This window comes from Lacunisphaera limnophila, from assembly GCF_001746835.1.
Lineage (GTDB): Bacteria > Verrucomicrobiota > Verrucomicrobiia > Opitutales > Opitutaceae > Lacunisphaera > Lacunisphaera limnophila.
The window spans coordinates 2,077,671-2,098,725 of sequence record NZ_CP016094.1; the positions used below are offsets into that span (position 1 = coordinate 2,077,671).

Annotated in this window: 19 protein-coding genes and 1 pseudogene; 8 read left to right on the forward strand and 12 right to left on the reverse strand. The window is 66.5% G+C overall.

The features are described 5' to 3' along the window. The first annotated feature begins 32 nt into the window (after positions 1 to 32). From Verru16B_RS08620 to Verru16B_RS08635, 4 genes are read left to right on the forward strand one after another with little or no spacing between them, the layout of a single operon-like run. Positions 33 to 1,040 (forward strand): N-acetylmuramoyl-L-alanine amidase family protein, encoded by a 1,008-nt coding sequence (locus tag Verru16B_RS08620; RefSeq protein ID WP_069961904.1) that lies wholly within the window; start codon positions 33 to 35, stop codon positions 1,038 to 1,040. Between the two features lie 4 nt (positions 1,041 to 1,044). Then, positions 1,045 to 2,106: a phospholipase C/P1 nuclease family protein gene (locus Verru16B_RS08625; protein ID WP_069961905.1), complete on the forward strand. Its 1,062-nt coding sequence runs from the start codon at positions 1,045 to 1,047 to the stop codon at positions 2,104 to 2,106. Then, the gene (crcB, locus tag Verru16B_RS08630) at positions 2,103 to 2,474 is read left to right on the forward strand and encodes a fluoride efflux transporter CrcB (RefSeq protein ID WP_237023492.1); all 372 of its coding nucleotides are present in this window, start codon (positions 2,103 to 2,105) and stop codon (positions 2,472 to 2,474) included. The genes Verru16B_RS08625 and crcB overlap by 4 nt, the downstream gene beginning before the upstream one ends. 19 nt (positions 2,475 to 2,493) lie before the next feature. Continuing rightward, positions 2,494 to 4,203: a TIGR03790 family protein gene (locus Verru16B_RS08635; protein WP_069961906.1), complete on the forward strand. Its 1,710-nt coding sequence runs from the start codon at positions 2,494 to 2,496 to the stop codon at positions 4,201 to 4,203. A gap of 102 nt (positions 4,204 to 4,305) precedes the next feature. Here the strand turns inward: Verru16B_RS08635 and Verru16B_RS08640 are convergent, their stop codons facing one another. Next, positions 4,306 to 4,956: a ClpP family protease gene (locus Verru16B_RS08640; protein WP_083270218.1), complete on the reverse strand. Its 651-nt coding sequence runs from the start codon at positions 4,954 to 4,956 to the stop codon at positions 4,306 to 4,308. Positions 4,957 to 5,049: 93 nt separating this feature from the next. On the opposite strand from Verru16B_RS08640, the gene ade reads away from it, so the two are divergent. After that, positions 5,050 to 6,753, forward strand: coding sequence for an adenine deaminase (gene ade, locus Verru16B_RS08645; protein ID WP_069961907.1), 1,704 nt, complete (start codon positions 5,050 to 5,052; stop codon positions 6,751 to 6,753). Positions 6,754 to 6,805: 52 nt separating this feature from the next. Here ade and Verru16B_RS08650 read toward each other — a convergent pair whose 3' ends face one another. The 3 genes from Verru16B_RS08650 to Verru16B_RS08660 form a co-directional block, all read right to left on the reverse strand. Next, a complete protein-coding gene (locus Verru16B_RS08650; RefSeq protein ID WP_069961908.1) occupies positions 6,806 to 7,411 on the reverse strand; it encodes a methyltransferase domain-containing protein in 606 nt (201 codons plus the stop codon). A gap of 127 nt (positions 7,412 to 7,538) precedes the next feature. After that, positions 7,539 to 9,503: a YjhG/YagF family D-xylonate dehydratase gene (locus Verru16B_RS08655; RefSeq protein WP_069963676.1), complete on the reverse strand. Its 1,965-nt coding sequence runs from the start codon at positions 9,501 to 9,503 to the stop codon at positions 7,539 to 7,541. Between the two features lie 142 nt (positions 9,504 to 9,645). Next, complete coding sequence (locus tag Verru16B_RS08660; protein WP_069963677.1) at positions 9,646 to 10,467, reverse strand: fumarylacetoacetate hydrolase family protein; 822 nt, start codon at positions 10,465 to 10,467, stop codon at positions 9,646 to 9,648. Positions 10,468 to 10,647: 180 nt separating this feature from the next. On the opposite strand from Verru16B_RS08660, the gene Verru16B_RS08665 reads away from it, so the two are divergent. Together Verru16B_RS08665 and Verru16B_RS08670 are read left to right on the forward strand one after the other, a co-directional pair. Beyond that, positions 10,648 to 11,199 (forward strand): hypothetical protein, encoded by a 552-nt coding sequence (locus Verru16B_RS08665; RefSeq protein WP_069961909.1) that lies wholly within the window; start codon positions 10,648 to 10,650, stop codon positions 11,197 to 11,199. A gap of 46 nt (positions 11,200 to 11,245) precedes the next feature. Then, complete coding sequence (locus Verru16B_RS08670) at positions 11,246 to 12,322, forward strand: phosphotransferase (RefSeq protein WP_069961910.1); 1,077 nt, start codon at positions 11,246 to 11,248, stop codon at positions 12,320 to 12,322. A 33-nt stretch (positions 12,323 to 12,355) separates the two neighbouring features. On the opposite strand, the gene Verru16B_RS08675 is transcribed toward Verru16B_RS08670, so the two are convergent. Both Verru16B_RS08675 and sufT read right to left on the reverse strand, forming a co-directional pair. Next, a complete protein-coding gene (locus Verru16B_RS08675) occupies positions 12,356 to 12,763 on the reverse strand; it encodes a DUF6941 family protein (RefSeq protein ID WP_069961911.1) in 408 nt (135 codons plus the stop codon). Positions 12,764 to 12,772: 9 nt separating this feature from the next. Further along, positions 12,773 to 13,321, reverse strand: a complete 549-nt coding sequence (sufT, locus tag Verru16B_RS08680; RefSeq protein ID WP_069961912.1) for a putative Fe-S cluster assembly protein SufT — start codon at positions 13,319 to 13,321, stop codon at positions 12,773 to 12,775. 166 nt (positions 13,322 to 13,487) lie between these two features. Between sufT and Verru16B_RS08685 the strand changes: the two genes are divergently transcribed. Next, a complete protein-coding gene (locus Verru16B_RS08685; protein ID WP_069961913.1) occupies positions 13,488 to 13,943 on the forward strand; it encodes a hypothetical protein in 456 nt (151 codons plus the stop codon). Positions 13,944 to 13,960: 17 nt separating this feature from the next. Here the strand turns inward: Verru16B_RS08685 and sufD are convergent, their stop codons facing one another. From sufD to Verru16B_RS08715, 6 genes and pseudogenes are all read right to left on the reverse strand, one after another. After that, complete coding sequence (gene sufD / locus Verru16B_RS08690) at positions 13,961 to 15,262, reverse strand: Fe-S cluster assembly protein SufD (protein ID WP_069961914.1); 1,302 nt, start codon at positions 15,260 to 15,262, stop codon at positions 13,961 to 13,963. Positions 15,263 to 15,352: 90 nt separating this feature from the next. Beyond that, on the reverse strand, positions 15,353 to 16,789 hold the full coding sequence (sufB, locus tag Verru16B_RS08695) for a Fe-S cluster assembly protein SufB (protein ID WP_069961915.1): 1,437 nt from the start codon (positions 16,787 to 16,789) through the stop codon (positions 15,353 to 15,355). Positions 16,790 to 16,841: 52 nt separating this feature from the next. After that, on the reverse strand, positions 16,842 to 17,609 hold the full coding sequence (sufC, locus tag Verru16B_RS08700) for a Fe-S cluster assembly ATPase SufC (RefSeq protein ID WP_069961916.1): 768 nt from the start codon (positions 17,607 to 17,609) through the stop codon (positions 16,842 to 16,844). A gap of 34 nt (positions 17,610 to 17,643) precedes the next feature. After that, positions 17,644 to 18,078, reverse strand: coding sequence for a Fur family transcriptional regulator (locus Verru16B_RS08705; protein ID WP_069961917.1), 435 nt, complete (start codon positions 18,076 to 18,078; stop codon positions 17,644 to 17,646). A gap of 481 nt (positions 18,079 to 18,559) precedes the next feature. Beyond that, positions 18,560 to 19,168 (reverse strand): annotated as a pseudogene (locus Verru16B_RS19280) (methyl-accepting chemotaxis protein); the annotation flags it as partial. A gap of 1,302 nt (positions 19,169 to 20,470) precedes the next feature. Then, positions 20,471 to 21,025, reverse strand: a complete 555-nt coding sequence (locus tag Verru16B_RS08715; protein ID WP_069961919.1) for a hypothetical protein — start codon at positions 21,023 to 21,025, stop codon at positions 20,471 to 20,473. Between the last annotated feature and the right edge of the window lie 30 nt (positions 21,026 to 21,055).

The following is a 21,055-nucleotide window of genomic DNA, read 5'->3' on the forward strand; positions in this document are numbered from 1 at the left end:
GCCCCCGTCAAGCCCCGCCGGCCCCGGCCCGCGTGGCGCCGACCCGGCCGGTTCATGTCTGGGCCTTCACCAAGCTCCAAGGTATCGATTATGTGAGCCTGGCCGAGGTCGCGAAGCGCCACGGCCTGAAGTCCTCCTGGGTCAAACCGGAGATTGAGCGCACGCTCGCCGACGCCAAGGGAGGGCGCCTCCTGCGGTTCGAGGCCCGCCAGCGCGACTGCTACATCGACGGCATCCGGGTGTTCCTCGGTGCACCCGTGCTGCTGCATCAGGGTGAGCTTTGGGTCACCAAGCTCGATGTGATCAAGACGCTCTCGCCCCTGCTCGGCCCGGAGGACCACCTGCCGCTCCTGCCCGCGGCGCCGCCGAAGATCATCGTGCTCGACGCGGGTCATGGTGGCAACGACCCGGGCAAGCAGAACCTCAAGCTCAAGCTGAACGAGAAGGACATGGCGCTCGATGTCGTGCTGCGCCTGCAGAAGATCCTCGAGCTGCGCGGCTACACCGTGCGGCTCACGCGGAGCGAGGACAAGCGTCTCGCCGAGGGCCAGACGGCGGACCTGCAGGCGCGCGCCGCCTATGCCATCGCCGCGAAGGCCGACCTGTTCCTTTGCGTCCACTTCAACGCGGTGGAACCCGCGGCCGCCGCGCGGGTGATGGGCACCGAGACGTATGTGCTGACGCCGCAATACCAGCTTTCCACCGCGGCCAGCGCCCCCGACCCCCTGACCACCATTGCCCTGCCGGGCAACCGGTACGATGCCGCCAACGCGCTGCTCGGCTTCCACCTGCACCGCCGTTTGCTCGCCGGCCTCAAGACCTCCGATCGCGGCTACAAGCGTGCGCGCTGGGCCGTGCTGCGCTTCGTGGAGTGTCCGGCCGGCTACATCGAGGCCGCGTTCCTGTCCAACGACACCGAGGCCGCGCGCATCGGCACCCCGGCCTTCCGGCAGCAGATCGCCGAGTCCATCGCCGAGGGCGTGCAGGATTATGTCGCCACACTCGCGGCATTGCGTCCGGCCCCGGACGCCGTCAAGTAAGGGCATGCGCCACCTCCGCCTGTTATTCGCCCTGCTGCCGGCCGCGGTCCTGCAGGGTTGGGATTATCACGGTCACCGGACCATCAACCAGCTCGCCCTGGCGGCCCTGCCGGCGGATTTCCCCGCCTTTGTGCAGGAGCCGGCCCACGCCGAGCGCATTGCCTATCTCTCCGGCGGCCCGGATCGCTGGCGCAACGTGGACCCGTGGCTGCGGCAGACCGGCCCGAGCTGGAACGACCATTTCCTCGATGTCGAGCAGCTGCCGGCCGCGGGGCTCGACCCGCTCACCGTGCCCTCGCTACGTTACGACTTCATCCTCGCCTTTGCCGCGGGGCGCGCGGCGCATGCCGACCGGTTCCCCGCCATTGACCCGGCGCGCAACGCCGACGGCACGGCCCTGTGGCCGGGCTTCGCGCCCTGGGCCATCACGGAGTGGACGCACAAGCTTCGCTCCGCCTTCGCCGCGTTGAAGGCGTTCATGGAGATGGGCGGCACGCCGGAGGAAATCGCCAACGCCCGGGCCGACGCCGTGCAGGCGATGGGCCTGCTCGGCCACTACGTGGGCGACTGTGCGCAGCCGCTGCACACGACCGATCATTACAACGGCTGGGCCGGGCCCAACCCCGAGGGTTACACGACGTGGCGCGGGATGCACAGCTGGGCCGATGGCGGACTGGTGGCCAAGGCCGGCATCACCCTGGACACGCTCAAGCCGCGGGTGAAGGCGCCCACGCCGCTGGTGCTGGGGCCGCGCCCCGACGGGCGTGATCCGCTTTTTGTGGCCGTGATGGACTGGTTCCTCCGGCAGCACGCGCAGGTCGAGCCGCTCTATCAGCTGGAAAAGGCCGGGAAACTCAGCAACGCGCAGGAGAAGGCGGACCGCACGCGCCAGTTTCCCGGGCCCGTGGATCCGGCCGGCCGCGCCTTCTTCGAGGACCGGCTGCTGAGCGGCGGTGACATGCTCGCCACCGTCTGGGTCACCGCGTGGCAGTCCGCGCCGGTGGACACCTACCTGCGCAGCCAGCTCGCGCGCCGGTCGGGGGCCAAAACCACGGACACCCCGTGAACACCCTGAGCGCCCTCCTTTGGATTGCCCTCGGGGGTGCGGCCGGCTCGGTGGGCCGCGCGCTGATCGGCCTCGCGTTTCAGGCCCGTTTTCCGTGGGCCACCCTCCTCGTCAACGTCGCCGGCTCGCTCTTCATCGGCTGGCTCATGTCCCGGTTCGGGGCCACGGAACCGGCGCACTCGGCGCGCCTGCTGAACCTGCTGGCGGTCGGTTTCTGCGGCGGCTTCACCACCTTTTCCACGTTCAGCTGGCAGACGCTGGACCAGTTGCTCAAGGGGCAGTGGCTGGCCGCGTTCGCCAACGTCCTGCTCTCGGTCACGTTGTGCCTCGCCGCGGTCTGGCTGGGTTTCCGGCTCGGTCGGCTCTGAGGAAAACGTGAAGGTGAGCATGAAGGTGAACTCCGAAAAAACGCCCGCGACGGACAGGAGGTCAGCGCTGAGGGGTATTTTATTCGCCCTCACTCTCATCTGCACGCTTACCCTCCGGGCCGACGACCGGTCGGCCCACCTCGTCATCCTGGCCAACGCCCGGCAGCCCGAGTCGGTGACGCTGGCGAGATTTTATGCGGAGCAGCGCGGCGTGCCGGCGGCCAACATCATCGCGCTGCCCCTGCCCGAGACGGAGAGCATCACGTGGCGGCAGTTCATCGACGAGGTCTGGCAGCCGCTGCAGGACGAGCTTTACCGCCGCGGCTGGATCGAGGGCACGGCGAGCGACCTGCTGGACCGCCTCGGGCGCCGGCGCTTTGCCCTGACCGGGCACCGGATGTCGTACCTGGTGGCGTGCCGCGGCGTGCCGTTGCGGGTCTTCAACGACCCCACGTTGCTCGAGCTGTCGGCCGGGCGGAAAATTGCGCCGCAGTTCAACAAGAACGAGGCGGCCGTGGACTCGGAGCTCAGCCTGATCGCCCTGGGCAACCATGAGACGGCGGCACTGGTGGCGAACCCGCTCTTTGCGCAGGACGGGCCGCCCACGCTGGATGCCGCGCAGATCGTGAAGGTCTCCCGCCTCGATGGCCCCACGTGGGAGAGTGCCCGCGCGCTGGTGACCTCCGCGCTGGCGGCCGAGCGCACCGGATTGCTGGGACGTTATTATGTCGACCTGAAGGGTCCGCACACCGACGGCGACGTTTGGCTCGAATCGGTGCGGAGCCAGCTGGAGGCGATGGGCTACGACGGCGACACCGACCGCGAACCGGCCACCTTTTCCCCCGCCGCCCGCTTTGATGCGCCGGCACTTTATTTCGGCTGGTATGCGGGCAATCTCGACGGACCGTTCACGCGGGAGGGATTCCGCTTTCCTCCGGGGGCCGTGGCGGTGCACATCCACAGCTATTCCGCCCAGACCCTGCAGTCCGAGCAGGCCGCCTGGTGCGGTCCGCTGGTGGCGCGCGGCGTGACCGCCACGGTGGGCAACGTGTTCGAGCCCTATCTGCAACTCACCCACCGGCCGAACCTGCTGTTGCGGGCGCTCGGCCAGGGAAAAACCTTCGGCGACGCCGCCTACTATGCACTCCCGGCCCTGAGCTGGCAGGCCCTGGCCATCGGGGATCCGCTGTATCGTCCATTCCAGGTGGTACCCGCCGCCCCGCGGAGTGCGTCAGCCGGTCAGGCCGCGGCGCTGGCTCCGTATGCCGTGATGCGCGAGGCCCATCTGCTCGCCCGCCGCGGCCAGAAAACCGAGGCCCTGGCCTTGCTGCGCACGACCCTGCGGGAGAGCCCATCGCTGCCGTTGGCGCTCACCCTGGCCCGTTGGCTGGTTGCGGATGCCGATGTCAGCGGGGCGGCCGCAGCCTTGGAGTTTGTCGGCCATCTCAAGGATATCCGTCCCGTCGACTGGCCGCTGGTGCGCGAGGCGGCCGGACTGCTCGCGTCCGGTGGGGCCGCGCCGACGGCCCTGAAGGTCTATGCCACCCTGGCCCGGGTCCCGGCGCCCACCCCCGAGGCCCGGCGTGACCTGCTGCTCGAGGCGCGTCAGGCCGCTGATGCGGCCGGCAATCTGGCGGTGTCCCTCGAATTTTCCCGACAGCTGGCTGACTTGGCGGTGCCCGGGGAGGAGAAGCCGACCGTGGTTCCGAAGGCCGGGGTCAAAAAATAAAAGTCACGGACGGCCTGACGCGCGTGCCGGGCCCGAAACCCCACCGCCCATAAAAAAGGCGCCGGGTGAAACCGGCGCCGAAGCGGGCAGGGGGATTGGTCCTCAGAGCTTGTCCACAATGTGGTCGGCGAGACCGTAGGCGATGGACTCCTCGGCATTGAGGTAGAAGTCGCGGTCGGAATCCTTGGCGACCTTCTCGTAGGACTGGCCGGAGGCGGTGGCGAGGATCTGGTTGAGCTCCTTGCGAAGCTTTTCCATTTCGATCGCCTGGATGTTGATGTCCGAGGCCGGGCCGACCATGCGCCCGGTGATGAGCGGCTGGTGGATGAGCACCCGGGCGTGCGGGTAGATGTAGCGGTTGCCCTTCTTGGCGGCGGAGAGGAGGATCGAGCCCATCGAGGCGGCCATGCCGGTGACGACGACGGTCACGGGCGAGGAGATCAGCTTGATGGTGTCGTACACGGCCATGCCGGCGGTGACGGAGCCGCCGGGGCTGTTGATGTAGAAGGTGATCGGTTTGCCCGGGGCGTCGCTCTCGAGGTAAAGCAGCTTCTCGGTGAGATCCTTCGCGGTCTCGTCGGTCACGGCGCCCCAGAGGAAGATCTTCCGCTGTTCCAGGAACTTCTTCTGGATCAGGGCGCCGACGGGCGCGGCGGAGGGCTTCGGGGTGGCATCCTCGCGGTCGTCGTCGTCATCATCGCAGCGGGGCACAACCGGGCTCGGGTAATCGCGGAAAAGAGTGTGGGCGGACATGGGATACGAGGGAATACCGGCGGGCGGGTTTTGCGAGTAGTTTTTGTGCACAGGGGTTGCCATCACCCATCGTCCCAACCACCTTGGGCTTAAGTGAAAGCACAGGCGCACAGACTGGCCGGGCGAATCGTGGACCTGCATCGGCGGAGGATTTTCCCCGGCGTGGTGGAGTGGGCTGGTGGGCGCATCACCCGGATCACCGAGGACCCGGGGGTGAAGGCCGGCGGGTACATCGCGCCCGGTTTTGTGGACGCGCATATCCACATCGAGAGCTCGCTGCTCCCGCCGGCGGAGTTTGCCCGCTGGGCGGTGGTGCATGGCACGGTCGCCACGGTGTCGGATCCGCACGAGATCGCCAACGTGCTCGGCGGGGCCGGCGTGGATTACATGATCCGCGACGGGCGGCGCACGCCCTTCAAGTTCAACTTCGGCGCGCCTTCATGCGTGCCGGCGACGACCTTCGAGACCGCCGGGGCCGCGCTCGACGCCGCCGCGGTGGCCAAGCTGCTGGCCCGGCCGGAGATCAAGTACCTCAGCGAGGTGATGAATTTCCCCGGCGTGCTGGCGCGCGACCCGGCGCTCATGGCGATGATCGCCGCGGCGCAAAAGCACGGCAAGGCCGTGGACGGTCATGCACCGGGGTTGCGGGGCGAGGTGGCGGCGCAATACGCCGCCGCGGGTATCACGACCGATCATGAGTGTTTCACGCTACCGGAGGCGTTGGACAAGCTGGCGTGCGGCATGAAGATTCTCATCCGCGAAGGATCGGCCGCGCGCAACTTCGCGGCGCTGGCGCCGCTGGTGAAGACGCATCCCGGGGCCGTGATGTTCTGCTGCGACGACCTGCACCCCGACCTGCTCATGCGGCGGCACCTGGATGAGCACGTGCGGCGGGCGCTGCGGGGCGGGGCCGATCGCCTCGATGTGCTGCGCTGCGCCTCGGTCAACCCGGTAGAGCATTACCGGTTGGACGTCGGTTTGCTCCGCGTGGGGGATCCTGCGGATTTCATTGTGTTCGAGGGTTGGCGCGATCTACGGGTGCGCCGCACCTACCTCCGGGGCGAACTGGTGGCGCGCGACGGACGCAGCCTGCTGCCGCGGCAACCGTCGCAGCAGCCGAACAAGTTCAAGGCGCAGGTGCGGACCGCGGGGGAGTTTATTTGCAGGGCGCCATCGCCGAATGCCGCCAAGGCGGGGTTGCTTCGCCCTCTCCGCCAAGCCTCCGTCGGAGACGCCGCCCTACACATCAATGTCATCGAGGCCCTCAACGGACAGCTCGTCACGCGGCAGAGGCGGGAGCGGTTGCGGGTGATGGACGGGGCCGTGGCGGCCGATGCCCGGCGCGATCTGCTGAAGATTGCGGTCGTGAACCGCTATGCGCCACGCGCGCCGATCGCGGTGGGCTTCATCTGCGGATTTGGCCTCCGGGCGGGGGCGCTGGCCTCGTCGGTGGCGCATGATTCGCACAACATCGTGGCGGTCGGCGTGGACGACGCCTCGCTCTGTGCGGCGGTCAATCTCGTGATTCGGGCGCGGGGCGGGCTGAGTGTCGTGGGTCCGCGCGGACGCGCCGTCTTACCGCTGCCGATTGCGGGCCTGATGGCGGAGGGCGACGGCCGGGTGGTCGCGCGTCGCTACACGGCGCTCGACGCGGCGGCGAAGCGGCTGGGTTCGCGGCTGGATGCGCCGTTCATGACCCTCTCGTTCATGGCGCTGCTGGTGATCCCGGATCTAAAACTCAGCGACCGCGGCCTGTTCTCGGCGACGAAGTGGAATTTCGTGCCGGTGGCGGAGTAGCGAGGCCACGGCGGGGACTGTCCGCCGTCGCCCATCTTTGGCCGGTGTCTGCTCAGTCCTGAAACGACGTGCGCCGGCGGTGCTGCCAGCGTTCGCGTCCGGCAAAGAGGGGGAGGGAGTCGTTCACCGGTTCGTCCTTCACGAGCAGGAAGTAGCGGGAAAAAAGCTCATCCGCCGTGCCCCAGGCAAAGCCGTAGGGCGGCCCCTCGAGCAACGAGGGTTTGTTGTAGTAGTAATAGCCGATGAGCAGGCCGCGGTACTTGAGCAGTTGGGCCATGCGGTCGCGGTAGGCCGGCCGGCGATCCGGGGGCAGCGAGCAGACAAAGGAGCGCTCGTAGATCACGTCGAAAGAATCCCCCGGCAAATCGTGCTGGAAGAAATCCCCCAGGATCACGCGGTCCGCCAGGGCCGGGCCGACCAGACGCCGCGCCCGTTCCACGGCAAAAGGGGCAAAGTCGATGGCCGTGACTTCATAACCCGCCTCGGCGAAAGCCTTGATCTCGTATCCCGTGCCACATCCCGGGATGAGGACTTTGGCTCCTTTACCCTTTTTTTTGAGGAAAGCCCGCAGGTCAGTCGGGATCGCGCCAAGGTCCCAGGGGGTGTCATCACTCAGGTAACGTTTGTTCCAAAACTCAGGCTGGCTGGGGGTTGGCATGTCTGAGGCGAACTACGATTAAAAATCAGGAGGGTGTAAACCTGATTGAACTCTGTGATTTTTTTTAACCGCTTTTGACACAAGACTTACGACAGCGTGGAGGCTATTGCAGTTTGATGTCGCTAACTCATCTGGCTTTAGGGGAATTCCCTAGGCGTGCCGCCTCAGTGGCCAAACCCAGATTCAGGAGCTCGGTGATCCTCGCGGCATCATAGACGCAACCGCCCCAGCTGCCGCCGCTCGCGTTTTGCAAGGCCGACCACAGGTGCGTGTCGGCCGGCACGAGGGGATTGGGCTTCAGTCCGGGATGGAGCGGGCGCATGGCGAGTTCGTCGGCAGAAACCGAGACCACGTCCACCGTGCCCTCGAGGCTGCGCGTGTTCACGTGCAAACGAATCGTGTCGCCGTCGCGGAGTTTCCCGATCGGTCCGCCCGCCCATGCCTCCGGGCTGATGTGGCCGATGCAGGCGCCGGTCGAGACGCCGGAGAAACGCCCGTCGGTGATGAGCGCGATGCGCTGGCCGTCCTTGATGTGCTTGAGGGCCGACGTGACCTGGTAAGTCTCGGGCATGCCGCAGCCGGGGCCGATGCCGGCGAGAACGAGGACGTCGCCGGGTTTGACGCTGCCGGCCTTGATCGCGGCGATGGCGTGGGCCTCGCTGGTGAAGACGCGGGCCGGGCCCTCGTGCTCGAAAAGGCCGTCGGCGTCGATGAGCTGCGGCGCGATGGCGGTGCTCTTCACCAAGGCGCCCTCGGGGGCGAGGTTGCCACGCAGGAAGGTGACGGTGCTGGCGAGGCCGCGCGCGCGCGCCTGGGCGGCGGGCATGATGACATCGCCGGGGTCGATGCCGTCGAGCGTGCGTAGTTTTTCGCGGAGACGCGTGCGGCGTTCGCTCTTTTCCCACCAGGTGAGATTGTCGCCCAGCGTGCGGCCGGTGACGGTGCGGGCGTCGAGTTTGAGCAGGCCGAGGTCCCGCAGGTGCAGCATCGCCTCGGGCACGCCGCCGGCGAGGTAGACCTGCACGGTGGCAAAATGGCGCGGCCCGTTGGGCAGGGAGTCCACCAGCCGGGGCACGACCCGGTTGATCCGCGCCCAGTCGTCCACCGTCGGCCGGCGCAGCCCGGCGGCGTGTGCAATGGCGGGAATGTGGAGCACGAGGTTGGTCGAGCCGCCGAACGCGGCATGGCAAACCATGGCGTTGTGGAGGGAATCGTCGGTCAGGAGGTCCCGCGTGGTGGTGCCGGCGAGATCGAGTGCGAGCAGGGCGCGCGCGGAACGGCGCGCGACATCGCGCCAGATGGGGGAACCGGAAGGGGCCAGCGCGGCGTGGGGCAGTGCGAGGCCGAGGGCCTCGGCGACGACTTGGCTGGTGGCCGCGGTGCCCATGAACTGGCAGCCGCCGCCCGGCGAACCGCAGGCGCGGCAACCCATTTCCGCGGCGTGTTCGAGGCTGATCTCATCTCGGGCGAAGCGCGTGGCGAGGGTCTGCACCTTGCCCGTGTCCTCGGCCTCCTCGGCCAGCAGCGTCACGCCGCCGGGGACGAGAATCGTCGGCAGGTCGGGACAACCGGCGAGGGCCATGAGCATGGCGGGCAGGCCCTTGTCGCAGGTGGCGACGCCGAGCACGCCGCGGCGCGTGGGCAACGAGCGGACCAGGCGGCGCAGGACGATGGCGGCATCGTTGCGATAGGCCAGGCTGTCGAGCATGCCGGGCGTGCCGTTGGTGCGGCCGTCACAGGGATCGCTGACGTAGCCGGCGAAGGGAATCGCCTTGGCCGCGGTAAACTCCCGGGCTGCTTCCTCCATGAGGAGGCCGACTTCCCAGTGGCCGGTGTGGTAGCCGAGGGCGATCGGGGTGCCGTCGGGCGCGCGGATGCCGCCCTGGGTGCTGAGGATGAGAAACTGTTTGCCGAGCATCGCGGCGGGGGACCAGCCCATGCCGGCGTTCTGCGTCCAGCCGAAGAGATCCCCGCTCGACATGCGGCGCAGGCGATCGGCGTCGAGCGGCAGGCTGCCCGCCGGACCGGGGGCGGTGGTGCGCAGCGCGTAGATCGCGTCGTCGCCGGAATCGAGGATGGGGTCGCGGCTCATTGAAGAGATCCAATCATTGGCCACGAAAAACACAAAAACCATTCGGCCTGCTGCGGCAATGGGCCCGAGCCCCTATCGGCGCAGGTGAGACGCGACCAACGGCCGGGCTTTTTGTGTTCTTTGTGGCCACCAATGCCTTGGTTCAGGCCACGGTGTTTACCAGGGTGCCGATCGGCTCGATGGTGATGCGGATCTCGTCGCCGGCGCGCAGGGTGAAGGCGTCGGGCGGGACGATGCCGGTGCCGGTCATCAGGTAGGCACCGCGGGGGAAGGAATTGTCGCGGAAGAGAAACTCCGCGAGTTCCGGAAAGGCGCGCTTGATCTGGCTGATCTGGGTCGAGCCGGAGAAGGCCGCGGCACCGTCGCGGCGGATCTCGATGGCGATGGTCGTGGTGGGCGGGAGCGGCGCGTCGGTCACCAGCAGGCAGGGGCCGAGACCGGTGGAGCGGTCATAGACCTTGGCCTGCGGGAGGTAGAGCGGGTTCTCGCCCTCGATGTCGCGCGAGCTCATGTCGTTGCCGACGGTGTAGCCGAAGATGCGGCCGTCTTTGTTGATCGCGAGGGTCAGCTCGGGCTCGGGGACATTCCACTGGGAATCGCCGCGGATGCGCACGGCGGTGCCGGGGCCGGCGACGCGGTGCGGCGTGCCCTTGAAGAACAGCTCGGGGCGCACGGCGTGATAGACCTTGTCGTAGAAGGTGCCGCCGCCGGCATCCTTCGATTCCTCCATGCGGGCGGTGCGGCTGCGGAGATAGGTGACACCGGCGGCCCACACTTCCTGGGTGCCGATGGGCGCGCCGGGTTGGGCGGGAAGGGTGGAGGGCAGGCCGGATTCCCAGGCCGAGCGGACCAGGGCGCCGGGGTCGGCGGCGGCGAAGACCGCGTCGAGGGTGAGCGAAGCCGCGAGGCGGGCCTGGCCGGCGTGTTCCAAAACGAGGCCGGTGGAAGCGGAGTAGAGTCGGATCATGGGGTGAGCCTAGAACACCGAGCACACCGCCATTGTCGAGCCGGGGCTGGGGGTGCGCCGGTATTTCGCGTTATAATAATTGACGGCCCGCCCGTCGACCGGGGTCTGAATCGGGCTCAGCCAGGTGGAAATTGTGCCGATGATGGTCGTAGCCCAAAACCCCGACCCCGTCCTGCCATGAATACCCTCCGCCGCACCGGTGTGCTTGCCCTCGCCTTGATGCTTATCGCCAGCTCCGGCTTCGCCGACGACAGCGCCAGCCTGAAGGTGGCCGCGAGTCGCGCGCTGTCCCTCGCCGTCGTGGACCTCGACCGCAAGAACCCGGCGAGCGATGCGTTGCACGACGCCTTCAAGGAAAGCCTCAGCTATGAAATGAGCCAGCTCTGCCAGATGCCCACGCCGATCAAACCGGTGAAGCTCGACGCAGCGCGCGCTGGCTGGGGCCTCGGCACCGGCACCTATGACGCGGCCGTCGTGATCGGCGGCACGGTGCCCAAGGCCATGATCAGCTCCGGCTTCACGGTCACCAAGGCCACGCCGGCGTCGGGCGATCCGAAGCGCATGATCTGTCTGGTGACCCGCAACGAGGATCCCGGCCTGGCCAAGCTGCTGGCGCAGTCCTTCCCCGAGGCGCTCAAGGGTCCGTTTTTCCAAAAGGCGTTGCTGCGCTACAGCGGCGCGCCCGAGACCGAGGCCACCGACTGGAAGATTGCCGGCCTGGCCAACTGAGCCGGCTTGCCTCCGGCCGGAGATCGGGCGACGTTCCGTCGCCCACATGCCCGTCCCAGCCACCGCCCCCAGTCCCGGCCGCGTCGTGCGCACGCTGCAGGATGGCTTCTGGGACCGCACCGAGGTGATCGAATTGCCCGACGGTTCGCAGCGCGTGCGCAAGCAGAGCAAGGGCGCGACGGCGGAGCGGCCGTGGGGCCCGGAGTCGCTGCGTCGGGAGATCCGCTACCTGTCTACGGCCACGCCCGAAGCTGCGGCGGCGTTGCCGACCCTGCTCGCCTGGTGGGACCGGGGAGAAGGGGCCGGGCTGGAAGTTGGCTATGAGATGCCTTTCTACGCCCGGCATCGCGATGCCGGGACGCTGGCGCGGAGCCGCAGTCTGGGGCAGGAGGAGATCGACGTCTTTCAGGGCGAACTGGCCGATGCGGTGTTCGCGCGCCTGCATGCGACGGGCGGCCGGGATGCGGTGCCCTTGTCGCAACACATGACCGGGGCGGTGCGGCAGTCGTTCGACGGGCTGGTCGGGGATCCGCTCTTCGCCGCTCTGATCGAGGCGGACCAGATCGAGTTGAACGGCCGGATCATGCGCGGGCCGCGGGCGGTGTTTGAGCGGATCGCAGGGGAAAAGACTCTGCTGGATTTGATGGATCGCACCCCGGCGGTGCGCCTGCACGGGGACCTGCACCTGGAAAACATCCTGTGGCGGCCGTTGGCGGAAACGGGGGATGAGCCGCGCCTCGTGTTGATCGATGTCGTCTCGGTGGCGGGCGTGACCTTCGGCCCGCCCCTGTGGGACCTGGTAAAATACGAATCCTACGCGACGGGCGAACTGATGGCGTTGCGGGCGGAACAGATCGAGGTGGCGGGTTTTGGCGGCGGCCCGGCGGGCTACCACTGCCGCATCCGGACTGAGAGCGCCGCGCTGGCGCCGTTTCTCGACCGGAACTGGCATGCGCTCGTGCGCGCGGCCTTTATCAGCCAGTATGGTCGCGTGGATGAGCGGCTCTACCGTTTCATCCACGGTTATTTCAACGCGACGATGGCCCTCAACACCTCGGGGCTGCAACGGCAGGGACGGCTGCTGCGGGCGACGGAGGATTTCAACGCCGTCCTGGCATCGTAACCGAGGGAATGATCCGGCGCGCCGGGGGCGGGTTTAGCCGGCCTTCGGTTTGGCAATCTGGATGGTCAGCGAGACGCTGGCCTCGCGCGTGCCGTCTATCACCAGGTTCACGGAGTGGTCGCCGGCCTGGCTGAGGGGCAGGCCGTTGATGCGGAGCACGACCTGCATGGCGGCGGTGTAGTCTTCCTCACGCAGTTTCACGGGGACCTTCATCTCAGGCAGCGCGGCGATCTGTTTGCCGTCGGGATCGGTGAACGTGAACTGCAGGCGCTTTTCGCCGGCCTCGGTGATGTCGAAGCGGACCTTGGCCACGAGGTAGAACGAGGGCTGCTGGTGCGGCAGCTTGGGCAGGGCAAGGCGGTCGAAGGTGCCCACGATGGTCAGTTTGCCACCGGGCACCGCGACCGCGTAGTCACACAGGGTGAGAACCTCGACTTTCACGTGTGCGGCTCAGATCAAACCCAGCTTCATCTTTCCTTCCTCGGAGATCATGGACTGGTTCCAGGCCGGTTCCCAGGTGATGCGGACCTCGGCGTTCGCCACGCCGGGGACGAGGAGGATCTTGGACTTGGCATCCTCGGCGATGACCGGGCCCATGCCGCAGCCGGGGGCGGTGAGTGTCATGGCGACGTCAACCTTGTGGCCGCCGTCATCAGCCTTGGAGATATCCATCGAGTAGACGAGGCCGAGGTCCACGATGTTGACCGGGATCTCGGGGTCGAACACCTGGCGGAGCTGGCCCCACACGGCGTCAGGGTCGGGGGCGCCGTCGGCCAACGTAGCGGCCTGGACGGTCAGGTCCTTGACCGTCTCGCCGATGGCGTCGGCATCCTTGCCGTCGAGGCGGTAGAGCCCGGTGTCGGTCTGCACGGTGTAGCTGCCGCCCAGCACCTGGTGGATGAACACCTTGGAGGAGGCGAAGAGCGTGTGCTTGTCGCCGGAGGGAATCTGGGACGCGGTGACGTCGCGGGAGAGGGTGCGTTCGCGGTTGTCGCTCATACGTTTTCAGTGTGCATGACCGGGGCGCCGGTGCAACCGTGGAGCGCGGGATTCCGGGTCATTATTGGAGTTGTCAGTCCATGGTGGCTTCGGAAAGCATCCCCGGGCCATGACACAGCCAACCAGTCCCTCGCCGGTAAAGCGGGAGCGCACTCCTTGGAAGCTCATGACCTTGGCCTTGGTCCTGATGGCGGTGGACTTCGTGCTAGGACCGTACATCCAGTTCCCGGTCTTCTTCGTGGTGCCGGTGATGCTCGCCGCCTGGCATTACAACGTGGCTTGGGCGGTGTTGATTGCGCTGGCGATGGCCGGAGTGCGTTTCCTGTACCATTGGTACTGGAATTTCCCGCTCGAGGTGATGCCCGCGACGCTGAACACGGTTATGCGTGCACTTGTGCTGATCCTGGTCGCCTGGGCGACCGCCCGGACCGCCTTGCTGGTGCGCCGGTTGCGCAAGCGCGTCGAGGAATTGGAGGCCCAACTGCCGGTCTGCAAGGGGTGCGGGGTGATCCGCGGCGAGGATGGAGCCTGGGTCGAGGTTGGATCCCTGCCCGCCAAGGCCAGCCTGCACTGTCCGACCTGCGAGGAAAAGCAGTACGGTCTCTACCACCAGTCCGGTTGACTGGCCCGGCCAGCGGATCAGCTGGTGAATTTCTGGCGGATGATCGCGGTGAGGCTGTCGTGGAGGGCTTCGTTTTCGATCTTGCCGAGGACCTCCTCGAAGAAGCCGAAGACGAGGAGTTCCTGGGCTTGGGCGGGCTTGATGCCGCGGGCCTCGAGGTAGAATTCCTGCTCGCGGTCGATGCGGGCGCTGGTGGCCCCGTGGGTGCAGCGGACGTCGTTGGCCTGGATCTCGAGGCCGGGGAGTGAGTGGGCCTCGGCCTCGTCGGAGAGCATGAGGTTGCGGTTACTCTGGTAGGCGTCGGTCTTCTGGGCGTCCGGATCGACGACGATCAGGCCGGAGAAGATGGTCTTCGCCTGGTCGAGGAGCGCATTCTTGTAGAGGAGGTTCGACCCGGTGTTGGGCGCCTGGTGGATCTGCAGCGTGCGCTGGTCGAATTCCTGGGTGCCGTGGGCGACAGTGAGGGCGAGCATCTCCGAATGCGCACCGGGCGCGGACAGCTGAGAGAAACTCTCGTGTCGCGCCTGGCGCGCACCGGCGTGGAGATTGAGGGAAAGGACCTTGGCGTCGCGCTTGGCGACGGTGGCGTTGAACTGGAAGGACAGCGTGTCGCGGCTCCAGTCCTGCATGGCGACGTAGGTGACCGCGGCGCCGTGGCCGGCGTAGAGGTCGTTGCCGCCGCAGGCGAACTGGGTCTTCGCGTCGGACTTGAAGAAGTCCGCGACGGTGACCTTGGCGTTGTCCTCCGCCACGACCAGCGTGTGCGGGAAAACCGCGGCGCCGTCGCCGTCGGCCTGGTGATGGACGGCGAGGACCTCGCTGAGTTCGACGCCCTTGGGCACGTGGACGAAGGCCCCGTCCTCGAGGAAGGCCTCGTGGAGCGCGGCGAACTTGTCGGAGCCGAGCTTCGAGGGCTGGGCGAGCAGGTGGGTCTTCACCAGGTCGCCGTGCTTGAGCAGGGCGTTCTGCAGGGTGTCGAAGATCACGCCGCGCTGCGCCAGGGCGGCGGGCAGCGGGTCCTGATGGACGATGCGATTGTTGACGAAGGCGAGGGAGGCGGCGGCCGGCAGGGCGAGGGCGGCGGGCTTGACCGACGAGGCGGGGAAGCTAAAGCCGTCGAGCGTGAGCGTGGCGAAGCTGGAGAAGCGCCAGCCCTCGTCGGTGCGCTTGGGCATCGGTGCGGCGGCGAAGCGCGCGTAGGCGGCCTGCTTGCGCGCGAGCCACCAGGCGGGCAGGTGGGCGACGCGGGCGAGGTGCGCCTGAAATGCTTCTCGGGTGAAGGAACCGACGACGGAAGGGGGGGCGGAAACGGCGGACATCAGGAAAATATGAATTAAGAATTAAGAAGTATGAATGGGCGGAGGATCGGATTTCTGCCTTCCTCCTTCTTCCTTCATAATTGGTGGGCGTCAGCCCACCGACCCCTCCATTTCGAGGTCGATGAGTCGTTTCAATTCCACGGAGTATTCCATCGGGAACTGGCGAGCGAGGTCGTTGATGAAGCCGTTGACGGCGAGGCTCATGGCCTGGGCCTCGGTGAGGCCGCGCTGCTGCATGTAGAAGATCATGTCCTCGGAAACCTTGGACACGCTCGCCTCGTGCTGGGTGGCGTTCTTGTCGCCGCGCACGGAGATGGCGGGGTAGGTGTCGGTGCGGCTGTTGGTGTTGATCAGCAGCGCGTCGCACTCGGTGTTGTTCTTGCAGCCCTTGAGGTGCTTCGGGATGTGGACCTGGCCGCGGTAAGTGGAGCGGCCCTGGCCGACGGAGATGGACTTGGAGACGACGACGGAGGTGGTGTCGTCGGCCGCATGGATCATCTTGGCGCCGGTGTCCTGGTGCTGGCCGTCATTGGCCAGGGCGATGGAGATGACCTCGCCGCGGGCGCGTTTGCCCTTCAGGACGACGCCGGGGTATTTCATCGTGAGGCGGCTGCCGATGTTGCAGTCGATCCACTTGACCTCGGCGTCCTCGTGGGCGACGGCGCGCTTGGTCACGAGGTTGAACACGTTGTTGGCCCAGTTCTGGACGGTGATGTACTGGATCTTGGCGCCCTTGAGGGCGACGAGCTCGACCACGGCGCTGTGGAGCGTCGAGGTGCTGAACTTCGGGGCGGTGCAGCCCTCCATGTAGACGACCTCGGAGCCCTCGTCGGCGATGATGAGGGTGCGCTCGAACTGGCCGAAGTTCTCGGCGTTGATGCGGAAGTAGGCCTGCAGCGGCTGGGCGACCTTCACGCCCGGGGGCACGTAGATGAACGAGCCGCCGGAGAACACGGCGCTGTTGAGCGCGGAGAACTTGTTGTCGCCGGTCGGGATGACCTTGCCGAAGAACTTGCGGAAGATCTCGGGATGCTCGCGGAGGCCCTCGGTCGAGTTGCAGAAGATGACGCCCTGCTTGGCGACGATGTCCTTGATGTTGGAGTAGGCGGCCTCGGAGTCGAACTGGGCCTCGACGCCGGCGAGGAATTTGCGCTCCTGCTCGGGGATGCCGAGGCGCTCGAAGGTCTTCTTGATGTCGTCGGGAACCTCGTCCCAGGTGCGCTTGGGTTTCTGGCCCTGCGAGAGGTAGTACCGGATCTTGTCGAAATTGATGTTCTCGAGGTCCTTGGTCGCCCAGTGCGTGGGCATGGGTTTGGCGAGGAAGGTCTGCAGCGCCTTCAGGCGGAAATCGAGGATCCAGGGCTCCTCCTTCTTGACGGAGCTGATGTAGCGGACGGTGTCCTCGTTCAGGCCCGTGCCCGCGTCGAAGGCGTAGTCGACGTTGTACTGGAAGTCACCTTTGGTCTGGTCGATGCCAACGACGGGATTCTCCGTCGCGGCGGCCTCGATTTCGGTGGGAGGTTTCATGAAAGGATGGGGGTCTGGGCTCCTGGTCGGGATGAGCCTGGTTGAGGGCGGGTCAGGCTTGGCTGGTGGCGTATTCCTGCTTCACCCAGTCGTAGCCCTTGGCCTCGAGTTCGAGCGCGAGGGACTTGTCGCCGCTCTTCACGATGCGGCCGTCGTACATGACGTGGACGAAGTCGGGGACGATGTAGTCGAGCAGGCGCTGGTAGTGGGTGATGAGGAGGATGCCGGGCGCGGCGGCGCCGGCGCGCTGGGCGTTGACGCCCTCGGCGACGATGCGCAGCGCGTCGATGTCGAGGCCGGAGTCGGTCTCGTCCATCAGGGCGACCTTGGGCTCGAGCATGGCCATCTGGAGGATCTCGCAGCGCTTCTTCTCGCCGCCGGAGAAACCCTCGTTGACCGAGCGGGAGGTGAACTTCCGGTCGATCTTGAGGAGGTCCATCTTGGCGTAGAGGCGCTTGTAGTAGCCGGTGGCGTCGAGTTCCTCGCCCTCGGCCATGCGGGCCTGGACGGCGGCGCGGAGGAAGTTGGCGATCGACACGCCGGGGATTTCGCTCGGGTACTGGAAGGCGAGGAAGAGGCCGGCGCGGGCGCGCTCATCGGGTTCCATGGCGAGGACGGACACGCCGTCGAGCAGCACGTCACCGCCGGTGATGGCGTAGTCCGGGTGGCCGGCGATCGCCTTGGCGAGGGTGCTCTTGCCGGTGCCGTTGGGCCCCATGATGGCGTGCACTTCGCCCTGGTTGATCGTCAGGCTGAAGCCCTTGACGATCGGTTTGTCACCGATGCTGATGTGGAGGTCTTTGATCTCGAGTTTGCTCATGGCGAAAGGGGGAAAGGAGGGTGAAAGGGGGAGCTCAGTTGCGGGTGCTGGGGGTGGCCTTGCCGCGGAAGACGATTTCGACCGAGTCGGCAGCATAGCCCGGGGGCAGGATGGACTTGATCTTGCCGATCAGGCCCTCGGGCAGGTCGATGTCATGGGTGGTGCCGCTCTGCTCGTCGTAAAAATGGGCGTGCGGGTGGAGATTCGGGCAGTAGCGCGTCGGGCCGCGCTCGAAATTCACGGAGCGGACGAGCCCGCAGGAGACCAGGGTTTCGAGGCAGTTGTAGACCGTGGCGAGGGAGATGCTGGGCATCGTGGATTTCACCCGGGCGAAAACCTCGTCGGCCGTGGGATGATCGCGCTTCTCCAGGATGCTTTTAAGCACCACTTCGCGCTGGGGGGTGGGGCGGACATCGCAGGCCTTAAGCTGCTCGGAGAGGACGGCGTGCTGGTCGGATTGGGCGGACATAGGGAGTGGAGTTGTCCAACCCAATGCAATCGCGACCCAGTTTCAAGTAGTAATTAGAATAATTCTAATAATAAACATAAAAATCAGAAGACCAGCATATAGCGATATTTAGCTCTGCATGTATACTGTAAGATTTTAGAAGGAAGTGCCTCCAGGTCTGCTCCAGGCGTTGGGTGCCTGGGTGTGTTCCTGGGGTCAGGGAGATGGGCACTTGGGTGAAACCCATCGGTAGAGCTGACCCGACAGTCGGCGACACAATCTCCGAAAAATTGGGCGCTGCGACTGGCATCCCGGAGGTGCGCTGCGCCTGAGTCGGGCGAAGCGCACGGGTGACGGCCCGGGTCGGGTGATCCGTTGGTCAGCACACCGGGAAAGAGTCCGGCCGGGAAGATTCATCAGGACCGGTGCCATCGGCGCCGCGACCCTCGAGCGGGGTCCGCCGGAAGCTGACCTCGGTCCGGATGTTGGGTTCGCGCGGGGATCAGGCGGAAAGGGTGACCGCCTGCTCCGATGCGGAGCGGGCGAAGGGAGCCTGGGTAGGCCGGGCCGGTTGGGGGCGGCTCCGCGGGTGGTTCCCGAGCTCTTGGGTCAGTTCCTCGACGCACTTGCGCATGGCATCCGATTGGGTGGTCAGTTCCTGGGCCACGCCGGCCCCTTCCTCCGCCTTGGCGGCGCTTTCCTGGACCAGGCGGTCCATCTGGCCGACGGCGGCGTTGATTTGTTGCAGGCCGGCGGTCTGCTCGCCGGTGGCTTGGGCAATCGCCCCGATCAACTGGTCCACCTCGCGGGACTTGGTGGCGATGTCCTGCAGGCGGGAGGCGACATTGATGCAAACCGTCGCGCCGTGCTGGCTCTTGGTGACAGAGTCCTCGATTTTCTCGGCGGTTTCGCGGGCGGCGGTGGCGCTGCGTTGGGCGAGGGCACGCACTTCCTCGGCCACCACGGCGAACCCGGCGCCGGCCTCTCCCGCCCGGGCGGCCTCGACGGCGGCATTGAGGGCGAGGATGTTGGTCTGGAACGCGATCTCGTCGATGGTCTTGATGATCTTCGCGATGCCGTTGCTGGAGCTCTTGATTGCCTCCATCGCGTCATTCATCGCGGCGACCTCGGTGGCGCCGGCGTCGGCCGCCGCCCGGGTGGCGCTGGCGATGCCCTTGGCCTTCTGCGCGCCCTCGGAATTGCGCTTGGCCATGCTGGAGATCTCCTCGAGTGAGGCACTGGTTTCCTCGAGTGAGGCGGCCTGCGAGCTGGCGCTGTCGGCCAGGCCCTGGCTGGAGGCCGAGACCTGGCCCGAGGCGCTGGCCACGGCGGCCGAACTGCCCGTCAGCTCCTGCACGATGGCGGTGATCCGTCGGGTGATCTTCGTGGCCATGAAGTAGGCCAACACCAGCCCGAGCCCGATGGTGGCCAGCGACAGCCAGAGGCTGAGCTGCATCGTCTTGGTGGTTTCGGCGGTGAGACCCGTCTGGCCGGAATCAAATTCCTGCTCGGCGAAGCGCCGCAGCTGCTGCACCTCATCCTGGATCTCCAGGGCCTTCTGGGAAAAGAACACAAAATCCGCTTTGTTGGCCGAGGCCGAGAAGGCATGCAGATAGGTCTTCTCGAACTGGGCCTTCAGCCGGTCAAAGAGGGCCTGCTGGTCGGCATCGAGGCTCGCTTTCCCCATGGCGGTGACGCCTTCGTTGAACTTGGCCCGGCCCACAAAATTGAGGTCGCGCCCCGAGTTGGAATAAAGAACGCAGAGGGTGGCGCGACTGAGGTTGGCGTAGGCCTTTTCATTCACCTTCGCGAGGGGCAGGGCGGCGCGGAAAACCTTCGAGAGTTCCTCCCGGTCGCGGTCGAGTTCCTTGCGCTGATTGATCTGCTGCTCGGCCAGCGCGATGGTCTGGTCGGCAGCCTTGCCCAGACCGGCCACGTTCTCGGCCATAACCTTGAGCAGGTTTTGGATCGTGAGGACCTCCGATGCTTTGGCTTTGGCCGCCGGAGTGTTTCTGGCCTCATCAATTTCGGCCGGAGGCGGCAGGGGTTTCTCGTGCAGCGAGCTGAACTGCGGGCCCGTCAGGCTCTGGATGTCGGCCTGCAGCCGCCCGATGGCCTGCTGGGTGAGGCCCCGGATTTCCTCGAGGTCGCCGACCTGCTGGACCAGGAAGGCGCCGGCGACCGCCTTTTCCAAGGCCCGCGTGTTTTCGCTGACATTCACCGCCGTCCGGAAAAGGGGGATGCTCACATCCTTGGCGGCCTGCACCGTGCGGGCGACGGACATCAGCTGCCAGATCACCACGGCGACGACGATGACGAAGCCGAGGATAACCACGCCGACCGTGGAAAGGATGCGTTTCAGCATGGGAGTGGAGGCCAGGGATGGGACGGGCGGCAGGGGGCACGCGACCGCTCAGGCCTTCGTGAGCGCGATCAGCTGTTTCTCCGCCTGCTCCAGGCCTTCTTCCATCTCGGCCTTCATGGCCTTCAGGTCCTCTTCCTTGTGTCCGGTGTTGTAGGATTGAGCGGCCTTCAGGACGAGAAGGGGATGGACGATCGTATGGATCGGATCGGTGAAGTGCTCGTTGTCCTCCTCCTTAATATTCAGGCCGATATCATGGTCGCCGGACTCGAAGTAGCCGAGGTCATGCCATTCGTGCTCCAGGTCATGGAAGGAGAGTTTGCGCATGGCGTCGACATGGTCGGTCACGGTCTTCAGAAGCTTGGCGCCCTCGGGGTGGGCCTTGGCGTATTCGGTGGCCAGCCAGACGGCGTCGGCGAGCATCACGTTGACCTGCTGCTCCACCGCGACGGCATCGACGTTCTTGGAAATGGCCATCTCGACGACTGCCTTGCCGGCCGCATGGTAGCTGCGGTAGTGGGATTCAACCTGGGGCTTGTCCACGGCAAGAGCCGGGATGGCGAAAGCGGCGAGGACCGCGACGAGCTTGATGAATGAATATTTCATGGGGGATTCAGAGGGGAAACGGGAGGGCGG

Excerpts from the sequence above, each read along its gene's own strand:
- Verru16B_RS08625 (WP_069961905.1), top strand. The coding sequence starts at position 1,045 with ATGCGCCACCTCCGCCTGTTATTCGCCCTGCTGCCGGCCGCGGTCCTG.
- Verru16B_RS08635 (WP_069961906.1), top strand. The coding sequence starts at position 2,494 with ATGAAGGTGAACTCCGAAAAAACGCCCGCGACGGACAGGAGGTCAGCG.
- Verru16B_RS08640 (WP_083270218.1), bottom strand. The coding sequence starts at position 4,956 with ATGTCCGCCCACACTCTTTTCCGCGATTACCCGAGCCCGGTTGTGCCC.
- Verru16B_RS08650 (WP_069961908.1), bottom strand. The coding sequence starts at position 7,411 with ATGCCAACCCCCAGCCAGCCTGAGTTTTGGAACAAACGTTACCTGAGT.
- Verru16B_RS08655 (WP_069963676.1), bottom strand. The coding sequence starts at position 9,503 with ATGAGCCGCGACCCCATCCTCGATTCCGGCGACGACGCGATCTACGCG.
- Verru16B_RS08665 (WP_069961909.1), top strand. The coding sequence starts at position 10,648 with ATGAATACCCTCCGCCGCACCGGTGTGCTTGCCCTCGCCTTGATGCTT.
- Verru16B_RS08670 (WP_069961910.1), top strand. The coding sequence starts at position 11,246 with ATGCCCGTCCCAGCCACCGCCCCCAGTCCCGGCCGCGTCGTGCGCACG.
- sufT (WP_069961912.1), bottom strand. The coding sequence starts at position 13,321 with ATGAGCGACAACCGCGAACGCACCCTCTCCCGCGACGTCACCGCGTCC.
- Verru16B_RS08685 (WP_069961913.1), top strand. The coding sequence starts at position 13,488 with ATGACCTTGGCCTTGGTCCTGATGGCGGTGGACTTCGTGCTAGGACCG.
- sufD (WP_069961914.1), bottom strand. The coding sequence starts at position 15,262 with ATGTCCGCCGTTTCCGCCCCCCCTTCCGTCGTCGGTTCCTTCACCCGA.
- sufB (WP_069961915.1), bottom strand. The coding sequence starts at position 16,789 with ATGAAACCTCCCACCGAAATCGAGGCCGCCGCGACGGAGAATCCCGTC.
- sufC (WP_069961916.1), bottom strand. The coding sequence starts at position 17,609 with ATGAGCAAACTCGAGATCAAAGACCTCCACATCAGCATCGGTGACAAA.
- Verru16B_RS08705 (WP_069961917.1), bottom strand. The coding sequence starts at position 18,078 with ATGTCCGCCCAATCCGACCAGCACGCCGTCCTCTCCGAGCAGCTTAAG.
- Verru16B_RS08715 (WP_069961919.1), bottom strand. The coding sequence starts at position 21,025 with ATGAAATATTCATTCATCAAGCTCGTCGCGGTCCTCGCCGCTTTCGCC.